General features: G+C 74.4%; 15 protein-coding genes and 2 pseudogenes. 6 read left to right on the top strand and 11 right to left on the bottom strand.

Features of this window, described 5'->3' with window-relative positions:
- The first annotated feature begins 324 nt into the window (after nt 1-324).
- The 3 genes from ACQEVC_RS20245 to ACQEVC_RS20235 all read left to right on the top strand — a co-directional run bounded on the left by ACQEVC_RS20245 (nt 325) and on the right by ACQEVC_RS20235 (nt 4,407).
- The gene (locus tag ACQEVC_RS20245) at nt 325-1,167 is read left to right on the top strand and encodes a GNAT family N-acetyltransferase (RefSeq protein WP_432879745.1); all 843 of its coding nucleotides are present in this window, start codon (nt 325-327) and stop codon (nt 1,165-1,167) included.
- A 173-nt stretch (nt 1,168-1,340) separates the two neighbouring features.
- Nucleotides 1,341-3,479 (top strand): M14 family zinc carboxypeptidase, encoded by a 2,139-nt coding sequence (locus ACQEVC_RS20240; protein WP_432879743.1) that lies wholly within the window; start codon nt 1,341-1,343, stop codon nt 3,477-3,479.
- 199 nt (nt 3,480-3,678) lie between these two features.
- Complete coding sequence (locus ACQEVC_RS20235) at nt 3,679-4,407, top strand: fasciclin domain-containing protein (RefSeq protein WP_432879740.1); 729 nt, start codon at nt 3,679-3,681, stop codon at nt 4,405-4,407.
- A gap of 6 nt (nt 4,408-4,413) precedes the next feature.
- Here the strand turns inward: ACQEVC_RS20235 and ACQEVC_RS20230 are convergent, their stop codons facing one another.
- The 6 genes from ACQEVC_RS20230 to trpC all read right to left on the bottom strand — a co-directional run bounded on the left by ACQEVC_RS20230 (nt 4,414) and on the right by trpC (nt 13,770).
- Nucleotides 4,414-7,761, bottom strand: coding sequence for an AfsR/SARP family transcriptional regulator (locus tag ACQEVC_RS20230; protein WP_432879737.1), 3,348 nt, complete (start codon nt 7,759-7,761; stop codon nt 4,414-4,416).
- 316 nt (nt 7,762-8,077) lie between these two features.
- Nucleotides 8,078-9,277 carry an FAD-dependent oxidoreductase gene (locus ACQEVC_RS20225; protein ID WP_432879734.1) on the bottom strand — a complete coding sequence of 400 codons (1,200 nt, stop codon included), beginning with the start codon at nt 9,275-9,277 and terminating at the stop codon, nt 8,078-8,080.
- A gap of 17 nt (nt 9,278-9,294) precedes the next feature.
- Complete coding sequence (lgt, locus tag ACQEVC_RS20220) at nt 9,295-10,548, bottom strand: prolipoprotein diacylglyceryl transferase (RefSeq protein WP_432879731.1); 1,254 nt, start codon at nt 10,546-10,548, stop codon at nt 9,295-9,297.
- A 217-nt stretch (nt 10,549-10,765) separates the two neighbouring features.
- Nucleotides 10,766-11,584, bottom strand: a complete 819-nt coding sequence (gene trpA, locus ACQEVC_RS20215; protein WP_432879728.1) for a tryptophan synthase subunit alpha — start codon at nt 11,582-11,584, stop codon at nt 10,766-10,768.
- A gap of 5 nt (nt 11,585-11,589) precedes the next feature.
- Nucleotides 11,590-12,810 (bottom strand): tryptophan synthase subunit beta, encoded by a 1,221-nt coding sequence (trpB, locus tag ACQEVC_RS20210; RefSeq protein ID WP_432879725.1) that lies wholly within the window; start codon nt 12,808-12,810, stop codon nt 11,590-11,592.
- A gap of 156 nt (nt 12,811-12,966) precedes the next feature.
- Nucleotides 12,967-13,770 carry an indole-3-glycerol phosphate synthase TrpC gene (gene trpC / locus ACQEVC_RS20205; RefSeq protein ID WP_432891578.1) on the bottom strand — a complete coding sequence of 268 codons (804 nt, stop codon included), beginning with the start codon at nt 13,768-13,770 and terminating at the stop codon, nt 12,967-12,969.
- A gap of 437 nt (nt 13,771-14,207) precedes the next feature.
- On the opposite strand from trpC, the pseudogene ACQEVC_RS20200 reads away from it, so the two are divergent.
- Nucleotides 14,208-14,450, top strand: a pseudogene (locus tag ACQEVC_RS20200) (hypothetical protein); the annotation flags it as partial.
- A 121-nt stretch (nt 14,451-14,571) separates the two neighbouring features.
- On the opposite strand, the gene ACQEVC_RS20195 reads toward ACQEVC_RS20200, so the two are convergent.
- From ACQEVC_RS20195 to ACQEVC_RS20175, 5 genes and pseudogenes are all read right to left on the bottom strand, one after another.
- A complete protein-coding gene (locus tag ACQEVC_RS20195; RefSeq protein WP_432879723.1) occupies nt 14,572-15,150 on the bottom strand; it encodes a Trp biosynthesis-associated membrane protein in 579 nt (192 codons plus the stop codon).
- Nucleotides 15,147-16,817 carry an anthranilate synthase component I gene (locus ACQEVC_RS20190; RefSeq protein WP_432879721.1) on the bottom strand — a complete coding sequence of 557 codons (1,671 nt, stop codon included), beginning with the start codon at nt 16,815-16,817 and terminating at the stop codon, nt 15,147-15,149. Before ACQEVC_RS20190 ends, ACQEVC_RS20195 begins: the two co-directional genes overlap by 4 nt.
- A 22-nt stretch (nt 16,818-16,839) precedes the next feature.
- Nucleotides 16,840-17,271, bottom strand: a complete 432-nt coding sequence (gene hisI, locus ACQEVC_RS20185; RefSeq protein ID WP_432891575.1) for a phosphoribosyl-AMP cyclohydrolase — start codon at nt 17,269-17,271, stop codon at nt 16,840-16,842.
- Between the two features lie 237 nt (nt 17,272-17,508).
- A pseudogene (locus ACQEVC_RS20180) lies at nt 17,509-18,132 on the bottom strand (nucleotidyltransferase domain-containing protein); the annotation flags it as partial.
- A 132-nt stretch (nt 18,133-18,264) separates the two neighbouring features.
- Nucleotides 18,265-19,266 (bottom strand): aldo/keto reductase, encoded by a 1,002-nt coding sequence (locus ACQEVC_RS20175; RefSeq protein ID WP_432879718.1) that lies wholly within the window; start codon nt 19,264-19,266, stop codon nt 18,265-18,267.
- A 277-nt stretch (nt 19,267-19,543) separates the two neighbouring features.
- On the opposite strand from ACQEVC_RS20175, the gene ACQEVC_RS20170 reads away from it, so the two are divergent.
- Together ACQEVC_RS20170 and ACQEVC_RS20165 are read left to right on the top strand one after the other, a co-directional pair.
- Nucleotides 19,544-20,305 (top strand): ABC transporter ATP-binding protein, encoded by a 762-nt coding sequence (locus ACQEVC_RS20170; RefSeq protein ID WP_432879715.1) that lies wholly within the window; start codon nt 19,544-19,546, stop codon nt 20,303-20,305.
- Entirely contained in the window at nt 20,302-21,057 is a 756-nt protein-coding gene (locus tag ACQEVC_RS20165) for an ABC transporter permease (protein ID WP_432879713.1), read from the top strand. Before ACQEVC_RS20170 ends, ACQEVC_RS20165 begins: the two co-directional genes overlap by 4 nt.
- Nucleotides 21,058-21,106: the final 49 nt, after the last annotated feature.

Raw genomic sequence — 21,106 nt, 5'->3', positions numbered from 1 at the left:
GCAGGCATCCCGCTCCGTAGCCGGGTCGTAGAGCCCCTGCGGCTCCGGCGTCCGGGCCGTCCGGCCGGCGTGCTCCGGGACCCGGCCGGGGCCGGTCGACGCGGAGTCGGCACCCGCCGACGAGGAGAGGTGCGGTTCCTGGGGGTACGGAAAGGCCACCGGGGCTCCTGTCGTCACTCACGTTCAATCATTAGGTCGGGACGACGTCGGCCCTGCGGGGTCTCTCGAGTCTACGGTAGGGGCCGGCGGGGTCCACCAGTTCGGCCGATCACAGGCAGCGGAATTGATCACATACCCCGGGTCCCGTACGTGTACGCTCCCCCGGTGGCATCTGTACGAGACGAGCCGTTTGACCGGTTGGAACGCTTTTACGATGCGGTGCCGCGTGACGGGGCACACACGGAGGATTTCGGCGGGCTGGTGCTGTTCGTCCGCGACGGGGCGGGATGGCCATTCTACGCCCGACCCAGGTTGGACGCCACGGAGCCGCCGTCGGCCGCCGACGTGACGGCGGTCCGCCAGCGCCAGCGCGACCTCGGGCTGCCCGAGGCCTTCGAGTGGGTACACGAGAACCACCCGGACCTGCTCGCGGTGGCCCGGTCGGCGGGGCTGGCGGTGCTGGAGGCGCCGCTGATGGTGCTCGATCCGGCCGCCCTGCCCCCGCCCGAGAACTTCGCGGCGGCGCCGGTGCGGATCCTGGACCCGACGGCGCCGACGTTCGCCGCCGACGTGGCGGCCCGGCGCGCGGTCGCGGCGGTCGGCTTCGCCGCGCCGGGCACCGAGGTCGGGGTGGCCGGCCCGGCCGCCCGGGACACCGCCCTGGTCGAGTTGCCGGTGGACTCGCTGGACGAGGAGCGCACCCGCACCGCCGCCGGCCGCCGGATCTCCGCCGTGGTCGAACTGCCCGGGCAGGGCCCGGTGGCCAGCGGCATGGCGCTGCGGGTCGACGACGTCGCCGAGATCGCCGGCATCGCCACCCTGCCCACGGCCCGCCGCCGGGGTCTCGGTGCCGCGGTCACCGCCGCGCTCGCCCGCCGGCTGCTCGACGACGGCACGAACCTGGTCTTCCTCTCCGCCGGCAGCGAGGAGATCGCCCGGGTCTACCTGCGGGTCGGGTTCCGCCGGATCGGCACGGCCTGCATCGCCGAGCCCGCCCCGGTGGGCTGAGTCGACGGGAGCCTGAACTTCCGGGGGAGGCAGTGGTGGACGCCTGGCGGAGGCAGAGGCCGGGGACGGTTGAGGATTGCTCAAGACATCCTCAAGATCATTGCATAGCCGCACGTCGGGGATCATGATGACCCGCAGTGCTGTCCCCCCGACTCCTCCCCCTCGGAGTTCACATGCGGTTAAGAAAACCGACGGTAGTCGTACTGTCTACATTGCTCGCGGCCACCCTCGGCACCGTCACCGCCCCCTCGGCGGCGCTCGGCCAGCCGGCCTCGGCGGTGCCCGGCACCACGGCCGCGGAGCCCAACCAGGTCACCGGACTCACCGTCACCCAGGCAAACGGCTACGCCACGGTCGCCTGGACGCCGGTCCCCGGTGCCACCGACTACCAGATCGAGCGCACCCCGGTCGACGCTGCCGAGGTGGCCACCGGCCCGGCGGTGGTGGTCGGCGTCTGGCGGCCGAACCGTCAGATCAACAACGAGTCGCCGACCTTCGCCGACGCCGGCTTCGACCCCGGCCTGCGGTTCCAGTGGCGGGTACGGGCCCGGATCGGCACCGTCGAGCAGCCGTACTCGGCACCGGTCACCGGTACCACCCGGCAGCCGTGGGGCGACCCGGCCGTCCCCGGCGAGAACCTGCGTACCCAGTGGGAGACCACCAAGGCCGCGCAGTACACCAGCGACGTCGACGAGTACGCCTACACCGCCGAGATCGACCGCCTCAGCGACCGGGTCCGGGTGGTGGAGCTCGGGCGTACCGTGCTGAACCGGCCGATCAACATGCTGGTGATCGGCTACCCGGCCCCGCCGGCCACCCCGGCGGCGGTCGCCGCGACCTCGCCACTGGCGATCAACTGCAACGTGCACGGCAACGAGCCCGGTGACCGGGAAGCCTGCCTGGTGCTGGCCCGCAAGCTGGCGTTCGGCTCCGATGCCAAGACGATCGACCTGCTCAAGCACACCACCGTGCTGATCGTGCCGACCATCAACGGCGACGGCCGGGCCGCCAACACCCGGGGCAACTCGACCGGGCAGGACCTCAACCGCGACTACTCGCTGATCCGCCAGCCGGAGACCGCGGCGTACGTGAAGATGCTCCGCGACTACCGGCCGGTGGCCGGCTACGACGGGCACGAGTACGGCAACTCGCAAGCCGGTGACCTGCCGATGCTGCCGCCACGGCACCAGAACGTGGCCAAGCAGATCTTCGACGAGTCGCTGGACATGATCGAGGGTCACATGTACGTCGAGGGCGCCAAGGACGGCTGGTGGGCCTGCCCGTACGGCTGCCAGGGCGGCAGCGGCGTGGGGCTGAGCGAGGAGACCATCCTGCGCAACACCCTCGGGCTGAAGAACACCGTCAACTCGCTGCTGGAGCTGCGCAGCTCCGGCGGGCAGACCCGGCCGGACGAGGGCAACTCGGCGAACAACCGGCGCCGCAAGACGTACTCGGCGCTCTGGACGTTCAGCCAGTTCCTCGACTACCACCGGGCCAAGCTGCCGGAGATCAAGAAGGCCCGCGGCGAGGCGATCGAGTTCCAGGCCAGCAACACCGGCCGGCTCGTCTTCCGGGGCTCCCGGCCGATCCCGCTGCACCCGGCGCCGCACCCGGGCGAGGCGGGGCCGCGGGACGACCTGCCGGTGCCGGAGATGATCCTCGACAACGCGCCGTGCGCGTACAAGCTCACCGAGGAGCAGTACAACGGTGCGCGTACCGACGGTCCCGGCGGGGTCGGCGCCACGGTGGCGCAGCGGATCGCCGCGCACGGCTGGAAGGTCGTCAAGGGCACCGACGGGTACTACGTGCCGCTGGCCCAGCCGGAGCGGGGCCTGATCCCGCTGCTGCTGGACGCGCAGGGCGCCGAGGAGTGGGTCGACGGCACCCGGGTCTACCCGACCCGTACCGGCCGGCACAACGGGCCGCTGACCATCTCCGGCTTCGCCTGCCTCTCGGACGCCACGGTGAACGGCCCGGTCACCGTCCGGCCCGGCGCCGTCCTGATCGCCACCGGTACGACGATCAGCGGCCCGGTCAGCGCGGCCGGCGCCACCGGCGTCTTCCTGGCGGACAGCACCGTCCGGGGCCCGGTGTCGGTCTCCGGCACCACCGGCGCGGTCTCGCTGGTCGACAACAAGATCTCCGGTCCGGTCTCGGTGGCGGTGAACAACACCGGCAGCGACCCGGCCCTGATCGCCGGCAACTCGGTGAGCGGTCCGCTGAGCTGTGCGGTCAACAGCCCGGCACCGACCAACATCGAGGTCGCCAACTCGGTGAACGGGCCGAGGTCGGGCCAGTGCGCCTCGCTGTGACCGGCGCGGCGCACCGCTGAACCCCGCACCATCCGCCGTACCGGTGGGTCGGGCCGCCGACGCCCGCCCCACCGGTACGGCACCCGTCCGTCAGTGAACCGTTCAACCTCCCCTTGCGGTCCGTGGTGTCCGCAGGTGTGAGTCGGGGCGTACGCGCCGACCTGTCCAGGTTGAAAGACGTTCAGTCGTGGAGGTTGCCGTGACCGAGCCGTTCATCCCGCCGTACCCGGCCGACGATTCCGCCGGGCGACGACCGGCCGGCCGTACCCGGATCGGCCGCACCCGGTTCCGGGCCGCGCTTGCGCTGGCCACCACCGCGCTGCTGGCCGGCACGGTCGCCGGCTGCACCGACGACGGTCCCGACGGGCGGGACGCGGCGGCGGCCGGTTCCGGCGGGGCGGCCGGCTCCGGGGTGACCGGACCGCTCTGCGACGCGCTGCCCTCCGGCACGGACCCGGGCAACCCGGCCGCGCTGGCCGGCCAGCCCGGCGACGTGGCGTTGCAGTGGATCCCCGTGCTGACCCGGTTCGAGGCGGCGGTGCGCGCCGCCGACCTCTCGGCCGAGCTGCGCGCCCCGGGCGGGGTGACCATCCTGGCCCCGACCGACGACGCCTTCGCGAAGAAGTTCTCCGAGGAGAACCTCGACGACCTGTTGATCCACCGCAAGGACGAACTGCGCGACCTCGTCCGGGCCCACCTGGTGGCCGGCGCGCACCCGCTGGCGGACCTGGTCGCCGACGGCTCGCTACGCACCCTCGACGGCAGCACGGTGCCGGTCAGCGCGGCCGGGCCGATGGCCCGGATCGGCGAGCACGTGCAGAGCGTCTGTGCCGACTACCAGGTCGCGGGCGGCCGGATCCACATCGTCAACGGCGTGCTCGGCAAGCTGCCGACCACCTACGACCCCAACGCCGGCTCCGGCCACTGAACCGACTCACCCTGGACGGCCCTCCTTCGACCGGGCACCACCGGCCAGGACGGCGTCCAGCGGCGCCTCCCGGCCGTACCGGTGTGCCAGGGCGAAACCGCCGCTGACGGTGACTCTGGGCTGGCGTACCGGAGCCTCCAACTGGGCCCGCAGGGCCCGCTCCGTCGCCTCGGTGTCCGCCCGTTCGCAGGCCGGCACCGGAGCGCCGATCTCCTCCCGGATCCGGTCGGCCGCGCCGAGCAGCCGGGCCCCGCGTTCCGGGTCGCCGTCCTGCCGGGCCACCTCGGCGAGCGCCTCCAGCACACTGGCGGTACGCCACCGGTCGCCGACCTGGCGGTGCGCGGCCAGGCTGAGCCGCAGGTGCCGGGCGGCCCGCCGGGTACGCCCAGCGCGCAGTTCGACCAGGCCGCGCAGGTTGTGCGCCCAGCCGACCCCCTCCGGGAAGCCGATCGCGGAGTACCGCTTCAGCGCCACGTCCAGCAGCGACGACGCCCGGTCGATGTCGCCCCGGTACAGCGCGACCGCACCGAGGTTCATCAGCGCGCTCGCCGCCGCCAGCGCGTCGCCCAGCCGCTCGTGCCGGCGCAGGCTCGCCCGCAGCCGCGAGTCGGCCCGGTCCAGGTCACCGGCGAGCCAGGCGGTGAAGCCGCGCAGCTCGGTGGTCTGCGCCTCGCCCCACTCGTCGTCGCAGTCGGCGAAGATGGCGCCGGCGGTGGCCAGGTGAACGGCGGACTCGGCGTACCGGGCCTGCTCCCGGGCCACTGAACCGAGGATCTGCTCCACCTGCGCCTCGGCGCGGCGGTTCCCGGTGATCCGGCAGGCGGCCCGGGCCAGCTCCGCGTGCCGGATCGCCGCCGGGTAGTCGCAGGCCAGCATCGCCAGCATGGCCGCACCGATCCCGGCCCGGGACCGCAGCGCGGCCGGGGCGTCCGGGTGCCGGGCCAGCGCCGTCGACAGCCATCCGTGGCCCTCCCGGTAGTTCCCCTCCAGCCGGCAGTACATGGCGAGCGCGGCGGCCAGCCGCAGGTCGCCGTGGGCGGGCCCGCCGGCGCCGGCCTCGGCCAGCCAGGTCATCGCGGACCGCAGGTTGGGCTCCTCGGCGCGCAGCCGGGCCAGCCACCAGTCCCGGGCGGCACCGCGCAGCCGGGCGTCGGCCCGCTCGGCCAGGCTCAGGCAGTACGTCGCGAGCGCCTGCCGGGCAGCCACCTCGGCACCGGAGCCGACCAGCCGGGCCAGCGCGTGCCGGCGGACCGGCTCCAGCATCCGGTAGCGGGTCCGGCCGCCCTCGCCCGGGCCGGGCAACCCGGCGCCGCCGCTCGGCTCGGCCGGCTCCGACGGGCCCCCGAACGACCCGGCTCGACCGGTCGGCTCTGGCGGCCCGGCCAGATCCACCGGCTCGGCCGACCCAACCGGAACCACCGACTCGGCCGGGCCGGTCGACAGGGGTTCCACCAGGGACGCCTCGACCAGGGCGGCCAGGGCGGCCGGTGCGGACGGGCCGCCGATCGACCGGGCCGCCTCGGCGTCGAACCCGGCCGCACAGATCGAGAGCCGGTCGAACAGCCGGCAGGCGTCGGCGTCCAGCAGGGCCAGGCTGGACTCCACCGCGGCGGCGACACTCCGGTGCCGGTCCGGTGGCCTCGGGTCCGGGCTGCGTAGCAGCCGTACGTCGGTACGCAGCCGCGCGATGATCTCCTGGACCGTCAGCATCGGGGTACGCGCCGCGGCGAGTTCGATCGCCAATGGCAACCCGTCCAGATCGGCACAGAGCCGCACGACCGCGTCGGCACTGGCCTCGGGGAGCGGCCGGCCGGCGAACTCCCGGGCCCGTTCGAGGAAGAGCCGGGTGGCCGGATGTGCGGCCAGTGCCGCGAGGCTGTGCCCGGTGCCCGCCTCGGGCACGGCGAGCGCCGGCACCCGGATCCGCGCCTCGGCGGGCAGCCGCAACGGGACCCGGCTGGTCGCCAGCACCCGCAGTCCCGGGCAGCGGGACAGCAGCCGTTCCACCAGCTCCGCGCAGCCGGTGACCAGGTGTTCGCAGTTGTCCAGCACCAGCAGTGCCCGGACCGGACCCAGGTCGGCGGCGAGCGCCTCGACGATGTCCCGCCCCACGTCCGGTACGCCGAGCGCGGCGGCCACCGCCTGCGGTACCCGTACCGGGCTCTCCACGGCGGTCAGGTCGACGAACCAGACCGGCCGGTCGGTACGGCTCCCCGCCGCCGCGACCGCCAGCCGGGTCTTGCCGGCTCCGCCCGTTCCGGTGAGCGTGACCAGGCGGTGCCGGTCCAGCCGTTCGGCGACGACGTCGAGCAGGTCGTCCCGGCCGAGCAGGGCGGTGAGCGGGACCGGTAGCCGGGCGGCCGGACGCGCTCGGGACGCCGACGGGACGGCGGTGACGTCGATCGTCGGCGCCGGACGGGGCCCGGTGGCCCAGTCCTCGGGCAGCTCACCGGCGCGCACCGCCGCCGCGAGTACGCACACCCGGCCGGCCGGCTCGACGCCCAACTGCTCTCCGAAGACGTCCCGGGCCCGCTGGTGCACGTCGGCGGCGGCCCGGCGCCCCTGGTCCAGGTACGCGGCGACGAGCAGCAGCTCCCACAGCCGTGCCCGCAGCGGATGGGCGGCCACCGCCGAGGTCAGCTCGGTGACCGCCGCCCCGGCCACCCGGGCGGCCGTCGCCCCGGCGGCCACCACCGCCCGGTCGGCGACCGGGCCACCGGCGGCGGTGTGCGCCGCCACGGCGAGTCTCAGCGCGCACGCCCAGCGGTCCTCGAAGGCGTCGATCCTGGCCTGCCGCAGCCGCCCCAGCTCGACGGCGGCCCAACCGGACGGGCAGAGCCGGTAGGGATCGCCGGCGTCGGCACCGGGCTCCGTCCGCCGCCCGGCGGACCGGCCCGGCAGCGGCTCGGGCCAGACGGCCAGGGCGGCCCGGAACAGCCGGGCGGCGGCCCGCAGCTCTCCGGCAGCCATCCGGCGCCGGGCCCGGTCCAGCAGTCGGCTGAACCGGCTCGCGTCGATCCGACCGCTCGACATCCGGAGCCGGTATCCGGTGGGTCGGATCTCCAGCGTGCCCGGTGATCCGCAGCCGGCCAGCGCGGCCGCCAGCAGGGTGGCCGCCCGGTCCAGGGGACGGGCGCCGGCCCGGGACAGCGCGTCCCGACCGGCGAGTGCGGCCAGCAACTCGGCGTCCGGGACGGGCTCGTTCGGCCGCAGCGCCAGCAGTCCGAGGAGCGGGCCGGCACCGTCCGGCAACGCGACCGGTCCCCGGGGCCCGACCAGGCGGACCGGCCCGAGCAGCCGTACCTCGCCCGGGGTGGCGTGCCGCCGCTCCGTACTCGCCTGTTGATCAGGCACGCTGTGCCGCAACTGGGAGCCCTCACCTTCGCTCCCGGGTAGTGTGCGCGACGCGGCGGCGTGCCGGGCATCCTCCCGATCGGTCGGTTGGCCGACGAACCGGAGGGTCCGGCGCGACCCGCTCGGGCAGCGGCTCGGTTCGATTCGGATACCGGCCGGTCGACCGAACCCGGACCGGCGATCGAAGATCCGTCGACGGTCAGCCGGTGGCCGATCCCCGGTCGATCACCGAACCGGTTTCGACCCGGACAGCGCGGCGGGTGCGCCCCGACCCCCGCCCGCGGTCAGCACGGACCGCAGGCCGGGCTGACGAGGTTCACTCCGGCGGCCGCCACTGGGCCGCCACGCTCGCCGCGCTGCCCAGCAGCCGGGGTGTGATGGTGCCGAGGGCAGCGTCCCGGGCGCGCAGCGCCAGCCGCCCCCGGGCCTGCAACACCGCCGACATCCGCCGGGTCTGCCGGACCACCGTCACGGTCCGGGGACGGCGCAGCCGGTTGTACGACTCGACCGCCTCGCGCAGCGGCGCACCGGGAATCGCCTCCCGGACCAGCGAGCGCAGCGTCGCGGCGTCCTCCAGGGCGAGACAGGCGCCCTGACCCAGGTGGTGCGGCATGGCGTGCGCGGAATCGCCGATCAGCACCACCCCACCGGTGCCGGACGGGAAGCCGTACGTGCGGGGCAGCGGACGCAGCTCGCGGACCTCCTGCTGGACCAGGTCCTCCGGCTCGGTGGCGGCGAGCAGGTCGCCGATCGGCGCCGGCCAGTTCGCGAACCAGCGCCGGAGCAGGGCGAGCTGGGTGGCCGGTGACTCGGGGCGGGACGCACCGGCCGCCGTCGCCACCCAGTAGATCCCGCCCCGGGTGGAGCCGCCGGAGTCGCCGCGATCACCCAGCGAGGCCGCGACGAACCGGTAACCTGCGCCGAGCGTCTCGCCGTCCACCGGCCGGTCGGCCGGAAGCTGCGGCGCCCGGTACCACGGGATGACCGCCCGCCACGCCGCGCAGCCGGAGCTGACCACGGTGGCCTCCGGCGCGAGCCGGCGGCGTACCGTGCTGTCGATGCCGTCGGCGGCGACGACCAGGTCGGCCTCGTAGCTGCCGCGCCCGTCACCGACCGCCGGCCGGTCGCCGTCGCCGACCCGGACGGTCCGGACCTCGGCGCCGGTCCGGATCTCCACCCGGTCGCCGAGGCCGGCGACCAGCGCGTCGTGCAGGTCCTCCCGGTGTACGACGACCGGCGCGCGTTCGCCGAGCCCGGGACGGGGCTGCACCAGCCAGTGCCCGTCGGGGCGCCGGACGCCGACGTCGGGCAGCGGGGTCGCGATGGCGGCCAGCCCCTCGCCGAGGCCGAGTGCGCGCAGCGCGCGTACCCCGTTGGGCCAGAGCACCAGCGCGGTGCGCTCAGCGCGTACCCGGTCGCCCTGCTCCAGCAGGGTCACCTGCCACCCGGAGCGGGCCAGCGCACCGGCGGTCGCCAGCCCGCCGATCCCGGCGCCCACCACCACGGCCGTACGCATCGGGCCGGCTCCCTCGCTCAACGGTCCCGGTCGGCAGTCCCCGGCGCGGCCCCGGCGTCAGCGGGCTCGCCGTCCCGGGCGTCGGCCGACTCTGCGGCGGCGGCCGGCTCCCCGGCAGCCTCGGACGACCCGGCCGGAGCCTCCGGCCGGGTCTCGTCGTCATCGTCGTCATCGTCGTCATCGGCGTCATCGGCGTCATCGGCGTGCTCGCCGACGGAGTCGCCGTGCTCGGCCGAGGCCGGTTCGGCCGGCGGGACCTCGCCGGTCTCCTGGAAGCGCCGGTACTCCTCCTCGGTCACCACCCGGTACGCGGTGGGCGCGCCGACCGCGGTCGGCTCCCGGGAGACGTCGACCTGGGACACGTCGCTGGTGGCGGCATCGCCCGCGGCCAGCGGGGCGGGCGCGCCACCGACCGGCACCAGGAACTCCTGCGGACCCCGGACCCGGACGAAGTAGACCAGCGCGCCGAGGAAGACCAGGACCGCGGTCCAGACGTTCAGCCGCGCCCCGAGGATCTCGGTCGCCGGGTCGGTACGCATCATCTCGATCCAGAACCGTCCGGCGGTGTAGCCCATCACGTAGAGCGCGAACGCCCGACCCCGGCCGAGCTTGAATCGCCGGTCGAGGAAGAGGACCAGGCCGGCGACGCCGACATTCCAGAGCGCCTCGTAGAGGAAGGTCGGGTGGAAGAGCCCGGGTTCGAGGACCGGGTTGCCGCTGTCGTCGCGGAGCGCGTGCCCGGGGTTGGTCGGGTCCATCCGGTGGACCTCCAGGCCCCACGGCAGCGTGGTCGGCCCGCCGAACAGCTCGTTGTTGAACCAGTTGCCGACCCGGCCGACGGCCTGGGCCAACGGCAGGCCCGGGGCGAGCGCGTCGGCCACCACGGTCAGCGGCAGGCCGAGCTGCCGCGCGGCGAGCCAGGCACCGACCGCGCCACCCGCGACGGCGCCCCAGATGCCGAGCCCGCCCTCCCAGATGTAGAGAGCCCTGACCGGGTCACCGCCTTCGCCGAAGTAGGACTCGGGTGAGGTGATCACGTGGTAGATCCGGGCGCCGACGATGCCGAACGGCACCGCCCAGACGGCGATGTCCAGCACCGCCCAGGGGGCGACGCCACGGCGGCGCAGTCGCAGCTCGGTCACCACGCAGGCGACCACGATTCCGAGCACGATGCAGAGTGCGTACGCCCGGATCGGCACCGGCCCGAGCTGCCACACGGCGGTGGCGGGACTCGGCAGGGCCGCCTGAGGAGAGAGCGAGGCGAGGGTCACGGGTGCACAGGCTACCGTCGCGACCCCTGCCAGCGGCACCCCGGTCCGGTTCTCGACCCCGGGCGATTCCCGCCTGTTTCGCCCCGTTACCTGCGTTGAGCTGGCCAGTCGTCCCTTTTCGCCACCGGCACGAGGAGCTAACGCGCTCGCCGACGCCGTGGCGTGGAGCGCGAAGAGTCTGCCTGCGCGGCGACCGGCCCGGAGCGCCGGGCCCCGGTCACCGCCGGACGGCGCGGACGCCCTCGGCGAGTTCGGCGCTGAGCGTGCCGAGCGCGGCCAGCCCGGCCGCCTCGTCGGCGGCGTCCAGCACGCACCGGACCAGGGCGCTGCCCACGATGACGCCGTCGGCGTACCGGCCGACCTCGGCTGCCTGTGCTCCGGTGCCGACGCCGAGGCCCACCCCGACCGGCAGCCCGCTGATCGCCCGGACCCGGCCGACCAGGGTCGGTGCGGCTTCCGACGTCTTCTCCCGGGCGCCGGTCACCCCCATCAGGGCGGTGGCGTAGACGAAGCCCCGGCAGTGCTCGACGGTCATCGCCAGCCGCCGGTCGGTCGAGGAGGGCGCGACCAGGAACGTCCGGTCCAGCCCGTACGCGTCGGAGGCGGCCAGCCACTCGCCGGCCTCCTCCGGGATCAGATCCGGAGTGATCAGGCCGGTGCCGCCGGCGGCGGCGAGGTCCCGGGCGAAGGCGTCGACGCCGTAGCGCTCGATCGGGTTCCAGTAGGTCATCGTGACCACCGGAGCCCCGGTCGCGGCCACCGCCTCGATGATCCGCAGCGTGTCCCGGGTGCGTACGCCGCCGGCCAGGGCGATGTCGCTGGCTCGCTGGATGACCGGCCCGTCCATCACCGGGTCGGAGTAGGGGATCTCCACCTCGATCACGTCGACCCCGGCGTCGACCATGGCACGCATCGCCGCGATGCTGCCGTCCACGGTCGGAAAGCCGGCCGGCATGCAGCCGACCAGCAGCGCCCGCCCCTCGGCCCGGGCCTTCTCGAACGCGACCCCGATGCTCCGCTCGGACGTGGTGGCCATCCCGCTCACCTCCGGTCCCCGTCGAGGATGCCGAAGTATTCCCCGGCGGTGTGCACGTCCTTGTCCCCCCGGCCGGAGAGGTTGACCACGATGGTGGGCTCGCGACCGAGTTCGGCGGTGAGTTCAGGAATGATCTTCAGCGTGCCGGCGAGCGCGTGCGCGCTCTCGATCGCCGGGATGATCCCCTCGGTCCGGCAGAGCAACTGGAACGCGTCCATCGCCTCCGCGTCGGTGACCGGCGCGTACCGGGCCCGCCCGGCGTCGTTGAGCCAGGCGTGCTCGGGGCCGACCCCGGGATAGTCCAGCCCGGCCGAGATCGAGTGCGACTCGACCGTCTGCCCGTCGTCGTCCTGCAGCACATAGGTGCGGGTGCCGTGCAGCACTCCGGAGGAGCCGCCGGTGATGCTCGCCGCATGCCGCCCGGTCTCCACGCCGTCGCCGCCGGCCTCGAAGCCGTACAGCCGGACGTCGGCGTCCGGCACGAAGGCGTGGAAGACGCCGAGCGCGTTGGAGCCGCCGCCGACGCAGGCGGTCACCGCGTCCGGCAGCGCGCCGGTCAGCTCCAGGCACTGCTGCCGGGCCTCCACCCCGATGCCCCGGACGAACTCCCGGACCATCGCCGGGAACGGGTGCGGGCCGGCGGTGGTGCCGATCAGGTAGTGCGTCCGGTCGACATTGGCCACCCAGTCCCGCATGGCCTCGTTCATCGCGTCCTTGAGGGTGCGCGAGCCGGCGGTCACCGGGACGACGGTGGCGCCGAGCATCCGCATCCGGGCGACGTTGAGGGCCTGCCGCTGGGTGTCCAGCTCGCCCATGTAGACCACGCACTCCAGATCGAGGTACGCGGCCGCGGTCGCGCTGGCCACCCCGTGCTGGCCGGCACCGGTCTCGGCGATCACCCGAGGCTTGCCCATCCGCTTGGTCAGCAGCGCCTGGCCGAGCACGTTGCGCACCTTGTGCGCGCCGGTGTGGTTGAGGTCCTCGCGCTTGAGCAGCACCCGCGCCCCGACCCGGGCGGAGAGCCGCTCGGCCCGGTAGAGCAGGGACGGGATGTTGGCGTACTCACGCAGCATCCGGGTGAACTCGGCGGTGAACGACTCGTCGGCCAGCGCCTCCCGGTAGGCCGTGTCGAGTTCGTCGAGCGCGGCGACCAGCGCCTCGGGGACGAACCGGCCGCCGTACGGGCCGAAGTGCCCGGCGAGGTCGGGCAGGGTCGGGGCGCTCATGCCGGCACTCCGCTTCGCTCCGTGCCGCCATGAGGCACACCCACACTGAGCTGGCTGATTCGCTCGCTACGCTCGCTCATGCCGGCACTCCGCTTCGCTCCGTGCCGCCATGAGGCACACCCACACTGAGCCGACCCATTCGCTCGCTGCGCTCGCTCATCGGACCGGCCGGGGCGTCGCGGGGTGGTTGCCGGCGTTGACCAGCTCGGCCACCGCCTCCCGGGGACTCTTCTGGGTGACCAACCCCTCGCCGACCAGTACGGCGTCGGCGCCGGCCGAGGCGTACCGGATCAGGTCGTGCGGGCCGCGTACCCCGGACTCGGCGATCTTGACGACCTTGTTCGGCAGGCCGGGGGCGATCCGCTCGAAGACCGACCGGTCGACCTCCAGGGTGCGCAGGTTGCGGGCGTTCACCCCGATCACCCGGGCACCGGCCTCCAGGGCGCGGTCCGCCTCCTCCTCGTCGTGCACCTCGACCAGCGCGGTCATGCCCAGCGACTCGATCCGCTCCAAGAGGCCGACCAGGACGTTCTGCTCCAGCGCGGCGACGATCAGCAGCACCAGGTCGGCGCCGTGCGCCCGGGCCTCGTGCACCTGGTAGCTGGAGACGACGAAGTCCTTGCGGAGCACGGGGATGTCCACCGCGCTCCGGACCGCCGCCAGGTCCTCCAGCGACCCGCCGAACCACCGCCCCTCGGTGAGTACGCTGATGCAGCGCGCCCCACCGGCGGCGTAGTCACCGGCCAGGTCGGCCGGGTCGGCGATCTCGGCGAGCTGCCCCTTGGACGGCGAGGAGCGCTTCACCTCGGCGATCACCCCGACGCCCGGACGGCGCAGTGCCGCGTACGCGTCGCGGGGTGGCGTGGCCGCCGCCGCCAGTTGCTTGATCTGCTCCAGCGGCACCTCTTCCTGCCGCCGTGCGACGTCCTCACGGACTCCGGCGAGGATCTCGTCGAGCACGTTGGCGGACGTGGCCGATCCGGCTTCGTCTCCCGCCGCGTGCGGATGCTCAGCAGTCACCAACGGACTCCCCTCTCCGGGTGTCATGGGCCGATGCTAGGCGCCGCCACCGGGCGGACGCCCTCGGGGGTATGGCGTGCTTCACGAGATGGGCTGCGGCATAATGGCCGACCCTGTGAGCGGAATATCACGCTGCGCCATCAAAGGCGCCGGCGCAGTTCGCCCGCACCCGGCGGTACCGGGGACGAGGGCTGTGACGGACGTCAAGGAAGCCGGACGCGGCGGCGGGGGTTGTCCCGGATGGTGGACCGGGCCCGGGACGAACGTTGATCCGGGGGTGACCGGCCGGAAACACCGGATGGGCACCATCAACGTCGGGCACACTGGTCGCGGGGCCGCCGCCGACCAGTCGGATCGATTTCCGTGCGGGGAAGACCATGAGCGCTGCGAAGCCTGACTCGACCATCGACCTGACCAGCATTCCCCGGGCCGTACTCTCCGTCGCCGTCGGCATGGTGCACAGCGTGGAGCGGGCGGTGATCGGCGACGCGCGGATGCGGACCGCCCGGGGCAACGCCTGGGAGGCGATCTGCGCGGACCGGGACCGGGCGCTGCGCCGCGACGAGATCCGGGCCCTGGTGGCGGCGCTCGCCGCCGCACCACCGACCGGACCCGCGAACACCGCACGCGGCAACTCCGCACGCCCGGCCGGCGGCCGGGTCACCCGCACCGCGGCGGTACCCGGCCCGACCACCCACCGCGGCGCCGCGCGACGCGGTGCGACCGCCGCCCGGCAGCCGGTCAGCTGACCGTCGGGTCCTCGCCCCGGTCCAGCGCGTCCCAGGCGGCCGTCGTCCGTCGGCCGTCCACCCGGCCGTCGGAGGCGAGCACCGGACTCTCCCGGCCCGCCCCGGCCGGCCGGGCCCGCTCGTAGCGGGCACCCATCACCGGCCATCCACCGCTCCGCACCGCCGTGAAGCCGCCGGCCGCGCCGGCCAGCAGGCCGCCCAGCACGCAGAGCAGTGGCCAGCCGGCACTCACCTCGCCGCCGGTGCCGAACCCGGCGTAGCCGGCACCGGCCGCCACGCCGACACCGAGGAACGCCAGCAGCCCGCCGACCAGCCGGCGCCCGATTCCCCGGGTGCCGAGCACGGCTCCGGCGGCGGCCAGCCCGACCAGGGCCAGCGCCGGCAGCCAGGGCAGCAGGTCGCCGCCGGTCCGGGTCACCCGGCCGGGCGGCAGCGGCGCCGGGCGGGCGGTCAGCTCGACGGACCAGGTCCGGGTCGCCGCGAAGACCGCCAGGCCGGCACCGAGCAGGCAGAGCAGCACGGTGTACGTCAACTCTCGCCGCCCTGCCGCCCGGGCCCGGTCGGTGTTCACCGGGCCGGTCGCAGTGTCTCGGCCGCCGCGATCGCGGCCAGTACCGCCGCCGCCTTGCTCCGGGTCTCCCGGTCCTCGGCGGCGGGGTCGGAGTCGGCGACGATCCCGGCACCGGCCTGCACGTACGCCCGACCGTGCCGGATCAGCGCGGTCCGGATCGCGATCGCCATGTCCAGGTCGCCACCGAAGCCGAAGTAGCCGACCGTGCCGCCGTACAGGCCGCGACGGGTCGGCTCCAACTCCTCGATGATCTCCATCGCCCGCACCTTGGGTGCGCCGGAGAGGGTACCGGCCGGGAAGGTGGCGGCCAGTGCGTCGAACGCGGTCTGATCCTCCCGCAGCGTCCCCACCACGGTGGAGACGATGTGCATCACGTGGCTGTACCGCTCGATGGTGGCGAACTCCGGCACCTCGACCGTGCCCGGCCGGCAGACCCGGCCGAGGTCGTTGCGGCCCAGGTCGACCAGCATCACGTGCTCGGCCCGCTCCTTCGGGTCGGCGATCAGCTCGGCGGCCAGCCGGCCGTCGTCGGCCGGGCTGCTCCCCCGGGGCCGGGTGCCGGCGATCGGGTGCAACATCGCCCGGCGCTGACCGTCGGCGCCGGTGCTGACCTTCAGGTGCGCCTCCGGGGACGACCCGACGATGTCGAAGTCGTCGAACCGGAGCAGATACATGTACGGGCTCGGGTTGGTGGCCCGCAACACCCGGTAGACGTCCAGCGGGTCGGCCGCGGTCTCCCGCTCGAAGCGCTGGGCCAGCACGATCTGGAAGCACTCGCCGGCCCGGATCGCCTCCTTGGCCACCTCGACCGCCTTCGGGTACTCCCCCTCGGCGGTGCGGCTGAACACCTCGCCCGGGGAGGGCCGGTCGACCGTGGCGATCATCGGCGGGATCGGTCGGGACAGCGCGGTGGTCATCGCGTCCAGCCGGCCGACCGCCTGGTGGTACGCCGCCGTCACCTGGGCCGCCCGCTCCGGGTCGTCGGCGACGGCATCGGCTCGACCACCGCCGTCGGCGGCGGCATCGGCTCGCCCACCGCCGTCGGCGGCGGCACGGCCCGTCGCGCCGTCGACGACGCCGCTCGGCGGTGCCGGCAGCAGGGCGTTCGCCACCAGGATCGCCGAGCCGTCGAAGTGGTCCAGCACGACCAGGTCGGTGGCGAGCATCATGCCCAGTTCGGGCAGCCGCAGGTCGTCCTCGGTCAGCGACGGCAGCCGCTCGAACCGGCGTACGACGTCGTAGCCGAGGTAGCCGACCATGCCGCCGAGCAGCGGTGGCCTGGAGTCCCGCTCGGATCCGACCGGACCGAGGACGGCCGGGCCGGTCAGCGCCGCCACGGTGGCCCGCAGCGCCGCCATCGGGTCGCCGCCGGTCGGCAGGCCGGCGGGGGGCGTACCGAGCCAGTGCGCCTGGCCGTCCCGCTCGACCAGGGTGGCGGCGCTGCGTACCCCGACGAAGGAGTAGCGCGACCAGGCGATCCCGGCCGCGCCGGCCCCCTGCTCCGCCGACTCCAGCAGAAACGTCCCCGGCCCGCCGGCCAGCTTGCGGTAGACCCCCACCGGGGTCTCCCCGTCGGCGAGCAGCCGCCGGACCACCGGCACCACCCGCCGGGTCCGGGCCAGCTCCCGGAAGGTCGCCTCGTCCGGGCTCACCGCTCCGGTGGTCATCGGGTCACCGCCCCAGCCTCGGTCATGTCGTCGGCCCGGCGGAGGTCGCGCCGCTGACCGGCAGTTCGTCGGAGAAGCAGGTCCAGTCTCCGGTGTGGCAGGCCGCGCCGACCTGGTCGACGCTGACCAGCAGGGCGTCGCCGTCGCAGTCCAGCGCGACCGAGCGGACGTACTGGTGGTGGCCGGAGGTCTCGCCCTTGACCCAGTATTCCCGCCGGCTGCGCGACCAGTAGGTGGCCCGGCCGGTGGTGAGGGTGCGGTGCAGCGCCTCGTCGTCCATCCAGGCGACCATCAGCACGTCGCCGGTGCCGTGCGCCCGGACCACGGCGGCGACGAGTCCGTCGGGGGTGCGGCGCAGGCGCGCGGCGATCGCCGGATCGAGGGCCGAGGGCCGCGCGGGGCCGCTCGGCGCCGGCCCGGGCGCGGTCACCGGGGAGAGATCGGGTACGGGCATAGTTCCCGATTGTTTCGCACGCGGCACCGGAACCGTCCACCCGTCCCCGCTCCCGCCCCCCGAAGTGGCCCGCGCCACGCCGCCCGGCGGGCCGCCTGCCCCTGGCGGGGTGCCCGCCCCGGTCGGGTCCGGGCCGGCGAGTTGGGCGACGTAGCGGTCGAGCCGGCCGTCGCGCAGGGCGGCGGCGAGATCCGCGCCGACCACCTCGACCAACTGCTCGGCGTACGGGCGGGCCAGCGCCACCGTGCCGGCGACCAGGCGGTACGCGGCGGCGTGCAGCCGGGGCAGGGTGTCGGGGCGCAGCCCGAGGCAGCTGAGCATGTCGTCGCGGTAGCCGTCCGGCGCGACCGGCAGCTCCAGCGCGGCGGCCAGCGCGTCCCGTCGGCTGGCCACCGTGACCGCCGGGTTGGCGAGCCGGAGCACCGACGGGCAGCGCCGGGCCAGTTCGGCGGCGGCGAGCCGGGCGTCGTACTCGGCACCGCTCGCGCGGGCCCCGCCGACCTTGCCGAGCGCGGCGACCAGTTCCTCGAGATCGGGGTCGGCGGGGCGCTGGCGGATCTCGGTCACGTCGACGGACGAGCGCCAGGCGTCGTGTGCCCAGAGTAACCGTACCGGCGCGACGACCGGCAGTCCGAAGGACCATTCGGCGGGCCGGTCGAGGCGTTCGAGCCAGGATTCGACGTCCCGGACGGCGACCGAGAGGTGGGTCAGCCGGTCGCCCGCCTCCACCAGAAAGGCCCGGTACGCGGCGTACGGTCCCCCTCTGACCAGGACATCGATGTCCACGTCGCTGTACGGGGTGGCGGCGCCCCGGGCGTAGCTGCCGCGCAGCAGCACCCCGACGACGGGCGGGCCGGGCATCCGGCGCAACCGGTCCGTCCAGTCGTCGAGGAACCCGAGTTGCCGTAACGGACCGTGATCCACGGCGTCATCGTGCCGCAGGTCCGATCATGACGCAACGCCCGATCATGCATTGCCTGGGCGTTTCGTCCGTTATCTGCCGATAAATCGCATTGACTGCTCCGGGTAGCGCTCGCCGGCCGCCGCGCCGACCGGTACCGCGGCGGAGAGCCGAGCCACCTGGTCGCCGGTGAGCCGCAGCTCCACGGCGGCGGCGTTCTCCTCCAGATAGCGCACCCGCTTGGTGCCCGGGATCGGCAGGATGTCGTCGCCCTGGGCGAGCAGCCAGGCCAGCGCCGCCTGTGCCGGGGTGGCGTCGATCTCGGCGGCCACCGCCCGGACCCGGTCGACCAACTCCAGGTTGGCACCGAGGTTCTCCTCGGCGAACCGGGGCACCCGGTTGCGGAAGTCCTCGGCGTCGAGCTGTTCCCGACTGCCGATCGTCCCGGTGAGCAGTCCCCGACCCACCGGCGAGTACGCCACCAGTGCCACGCCCAGGTCCCGGCAGGTCGCCAGCATCTCCCGCTCGACGTCCCGGCTGAACAGCGAGTACTCCATCTGCACCGCCGCGACCGGATGCACCGCGTGCGCGGCCCGCAGCGTCGCCGGGCTCACCTCGGAGAGCCCGATGAACCGGACCTTGCCGTCCACCACCAGGTCCGCCATCGCACCGACGGTCTCCTCGATCGGCGTGGCCGGATTGCGCCGGTGCAGGTAGTACAGATCGATCGTGTCGACCCCGAGCCGGGCCAGCGAGGCGTCGCACGCCTCGCGGGCCCACTCTCCGGTGCTGTCGACGTACGCCCCCGGCGAGGCGGTGGTACTGCCCTGGCCGGTGGACCGGTGGCCGAACTTGGTGGCCAGGAACACCTCGTCGCGGCGCTTGCGCACCACCGGGCCGAGTAGTTCCTCGTTGTGCCCCCGCCCGTACATGTCGGCGGTGTCCAGATGGTTGACGCCCAGGTCGAGGGCGCGGTGCAGGGTCCGGGTCGACTCCTCGTCGTCCGCGGCCCCGTACGCCATGCTCATCCCCATACAGCCGAGCCCGATCGCCGAGACCTCCGGCCCGATGGCACCGATCCTGCGCTTCCGCATCGTTTCCGCTCCGTCCGCCGTACGTTCCGTCCGCCCGGACCAGGCTTCCAGCCCAGCATCGTCCCGGCCATCCCGGACCGATACCCGGCCTCCGGCCGCCGGGAAACCGGCCGACCCCGGTCGACCCGGTCGCGGTGGGCCGGTCGTGCGCCGTGGCCGGTGCGGCAGGACCGATCAGGACGGACGGAGCGGTCCGGTCGCCGACCGGCGATTGTCCGCGACCAAGATTTCAACTAGCGTTGATTTCAACACTTGATGAGTTTCTGAGGGAGGCGCCATGGAGACCGCGATCGAGGTCCGCGACCTCGTCGTGACCCGCGGGAAGCGGCAGGTCCTGCACCGGATCAACTGCACCGTCCCGCGCGGCAGCGTCACCGGCCTGCTCGGCCCGAGCGGCAGCGGCAAGACCACGCTGCTGCGGGCCATCGTCGGCGTCCAGATCGTGTCCGGCGGCACCGTCACCGTGCTCGGCGAGCCGGCCGGCACCCGCGGCCTGCGGCGGCGCCTCGGCTACCTGACCCAGGCGCCGAGCGTCTACCCGGACCTGACCGTCCGGGAGAACACCCGCTACTTCGGCCGGCTCCACGGCCTCGGCCGGGCCGACTCCGACCGGGCGATCTCCGACGTCGGCCTGGCCGACGCGGCCGACCAGCTCGTCGGGACCCTCTCCGGCGGTCAGCGCAGCCGGGCCTCACTGGCCTGCGCCCTGGTCGGCCGCCCCGAGGTGGTGATCCTGGACGAGCCGACGGTCGGCCAGGACCCGGTGCTCCGGGCCGAGCTGTGGCAGAGGTTCCACGCGATGGCCGCCGAGGGCACCACGCTGCTGGTCTCCAGCCACGTGATGGACGAGGCGGCCCGGTGCGACCGGCTGATGCTGATCCGGGAGGGCCGGCTGATCGCCGACGACACCGTGCCGGCGGTACGCACGGCGGCCGGCACCGACGACCTGGAGGAGGCGTTCCTGCGGCTGATCCGGGCGAACGAGCTGGCCGACCAGGACCGGTTGGCCCGCACCGGCGACGGGAGCTCGACCCGATGAGCCCGCGGATTCTCGCCGTCACCACCGGCCGCATCCTGCGCCAACTGCGGCACGACCGGCGTACGGTGGCGATGCTGCTGGTGGTGCCGGTGGTGCTGCTCACGCTCCTTTACCACATGTTCGGCGACCAGCCCGCGCCGCCGGGACAGCCGACCGTCTTCGACCGGATGGCCCTGGTCATGCTCGGCGTCTTCCCGTTCGTGATCATGTTCCTGGTCACCAGTATCGCGATGCTCCGCGAGCGCACCTCCGGCACGCTGGAGCGGCTGCTCACCACCCCGCTGGGCAAACTGGACCTGCTCTTCGGGTACGGCCTCGCGTTCGGGCTCGCCGCCACGGTCCAGGCCGGCGTCGGGGCCGGCGCGGCGTACTGGCTGTTCGACCTCTCCACCGCCGGCAACGCCGGACTGGTGGTGCTGATCGCGGTGGTCAACGCCGTACTCGGGGTGGCACTGGGTCTCTTCTGCAGTGCCTTCGCCCAGACCGAGTTCCAGGCCGTACAGTTCATGCCGGTCGTGGTGATCCCGCAGATCCTGCTCTGCGGTCTGTTCGTCAACCGCGACCAGATGGCCGGCTGGCTACAGGCGATCAGCGACGTCCTGCCCCTGTCGTACGCCGTCGAGGCGCTACAGGAGGTCGGCGCGCACGCCGAGCCGACCGGCACGATGTGGCGCGACGTGGCGGTGGTGGCCGCGGCGGTGGTCGTCGCGCTGGTGCTCGCCGCGGGCACGCTGCGGCGGCGCACCGGCTGACGGTCCGGGTCGCCGGTCGGCGCCCGCCGCGGGCGGCGCCGGCCGGCAC

It is taken from the genome of Plantactinospora sp. CA-294935 (genome assembly GCF_050936445.1).
GTDB lineage: Bacteria > Actinomycetota > Actinomycetes > Mycobacteriales > Micromonosporaceae > Plantactinospora.
The sequence above is the reverse complement of the archived record's forward strand: the minus strand, read 5'-3'. Positions and strand labels throughout refer to the sequence as shown.

Bases quoted from the DNA above. Each gene is read 5' to 3' on its own strand.
- trpB (WP_432879725.1), bottom strand. From the start codon at position 12,810: ATGAGCGCCCCGACCCTGCCCGACCTCGCCGGGCACTTCGGCCCGTAC.
- ACQEVC_RS20190 (WP_432879721.1), bottom strand. From the start codon at position 16,817: ATGACCACCGGAGCGGTGAGCCCGGACGAGGCGACCTTCCGGGAGCTG.
- trpA (WP_432879728.1), bottom strand. From the start codon at position 11,584: ATGGCCACCACGTCCGAGCGGAGCATCGGGGTCGCGTTCGAGAAGGCC.
- ACQEVC_RS20240 (WP_432879743.1), top strand. From the start codon at position 1,341: ATGCGGTTAAGAAAACCGACGGTAGTCGTACTGTCTACATTGCTCGCG.
- hisI (WP_432891575.1), bottom strand. From the start codon at position 17,271: ATGCCCGTACCCGATCTCTCCCCGGTGACCGCGCCCGGGCCGGCGCCG.
- ACQEVC_RS20225 (WP_432879734.1), bottom strand. From the start codon at position 9,277: ATGCGTACGGCCGTGGTGGTGGGCGCCGGGATCGGCGGGCTGGCGACC.
- ACQEVC_RS20165 (WP_432879713.1), top strand. From the start codon at position 20,302: ATGAGCCCGCGGATTCTCGCCGTCACCACCGGCCGCATCCTGCGCCAA.
- ACQEVC_RS20175 (WP_432879718.1), bottom strand. From the start codon at position 19,266: ATGCGGAAGCGCAGGATCGGTGCCATCGGGCCGGAGGTCTCGGCGATC.
- ACQEVC_RS20170 (WP_432879715.1), top strand. From the start codon at position 19,544: ATGGAGACCGCGATCGAGGTCCGCGACCTCGTCGTGACCCGCGGGAAG.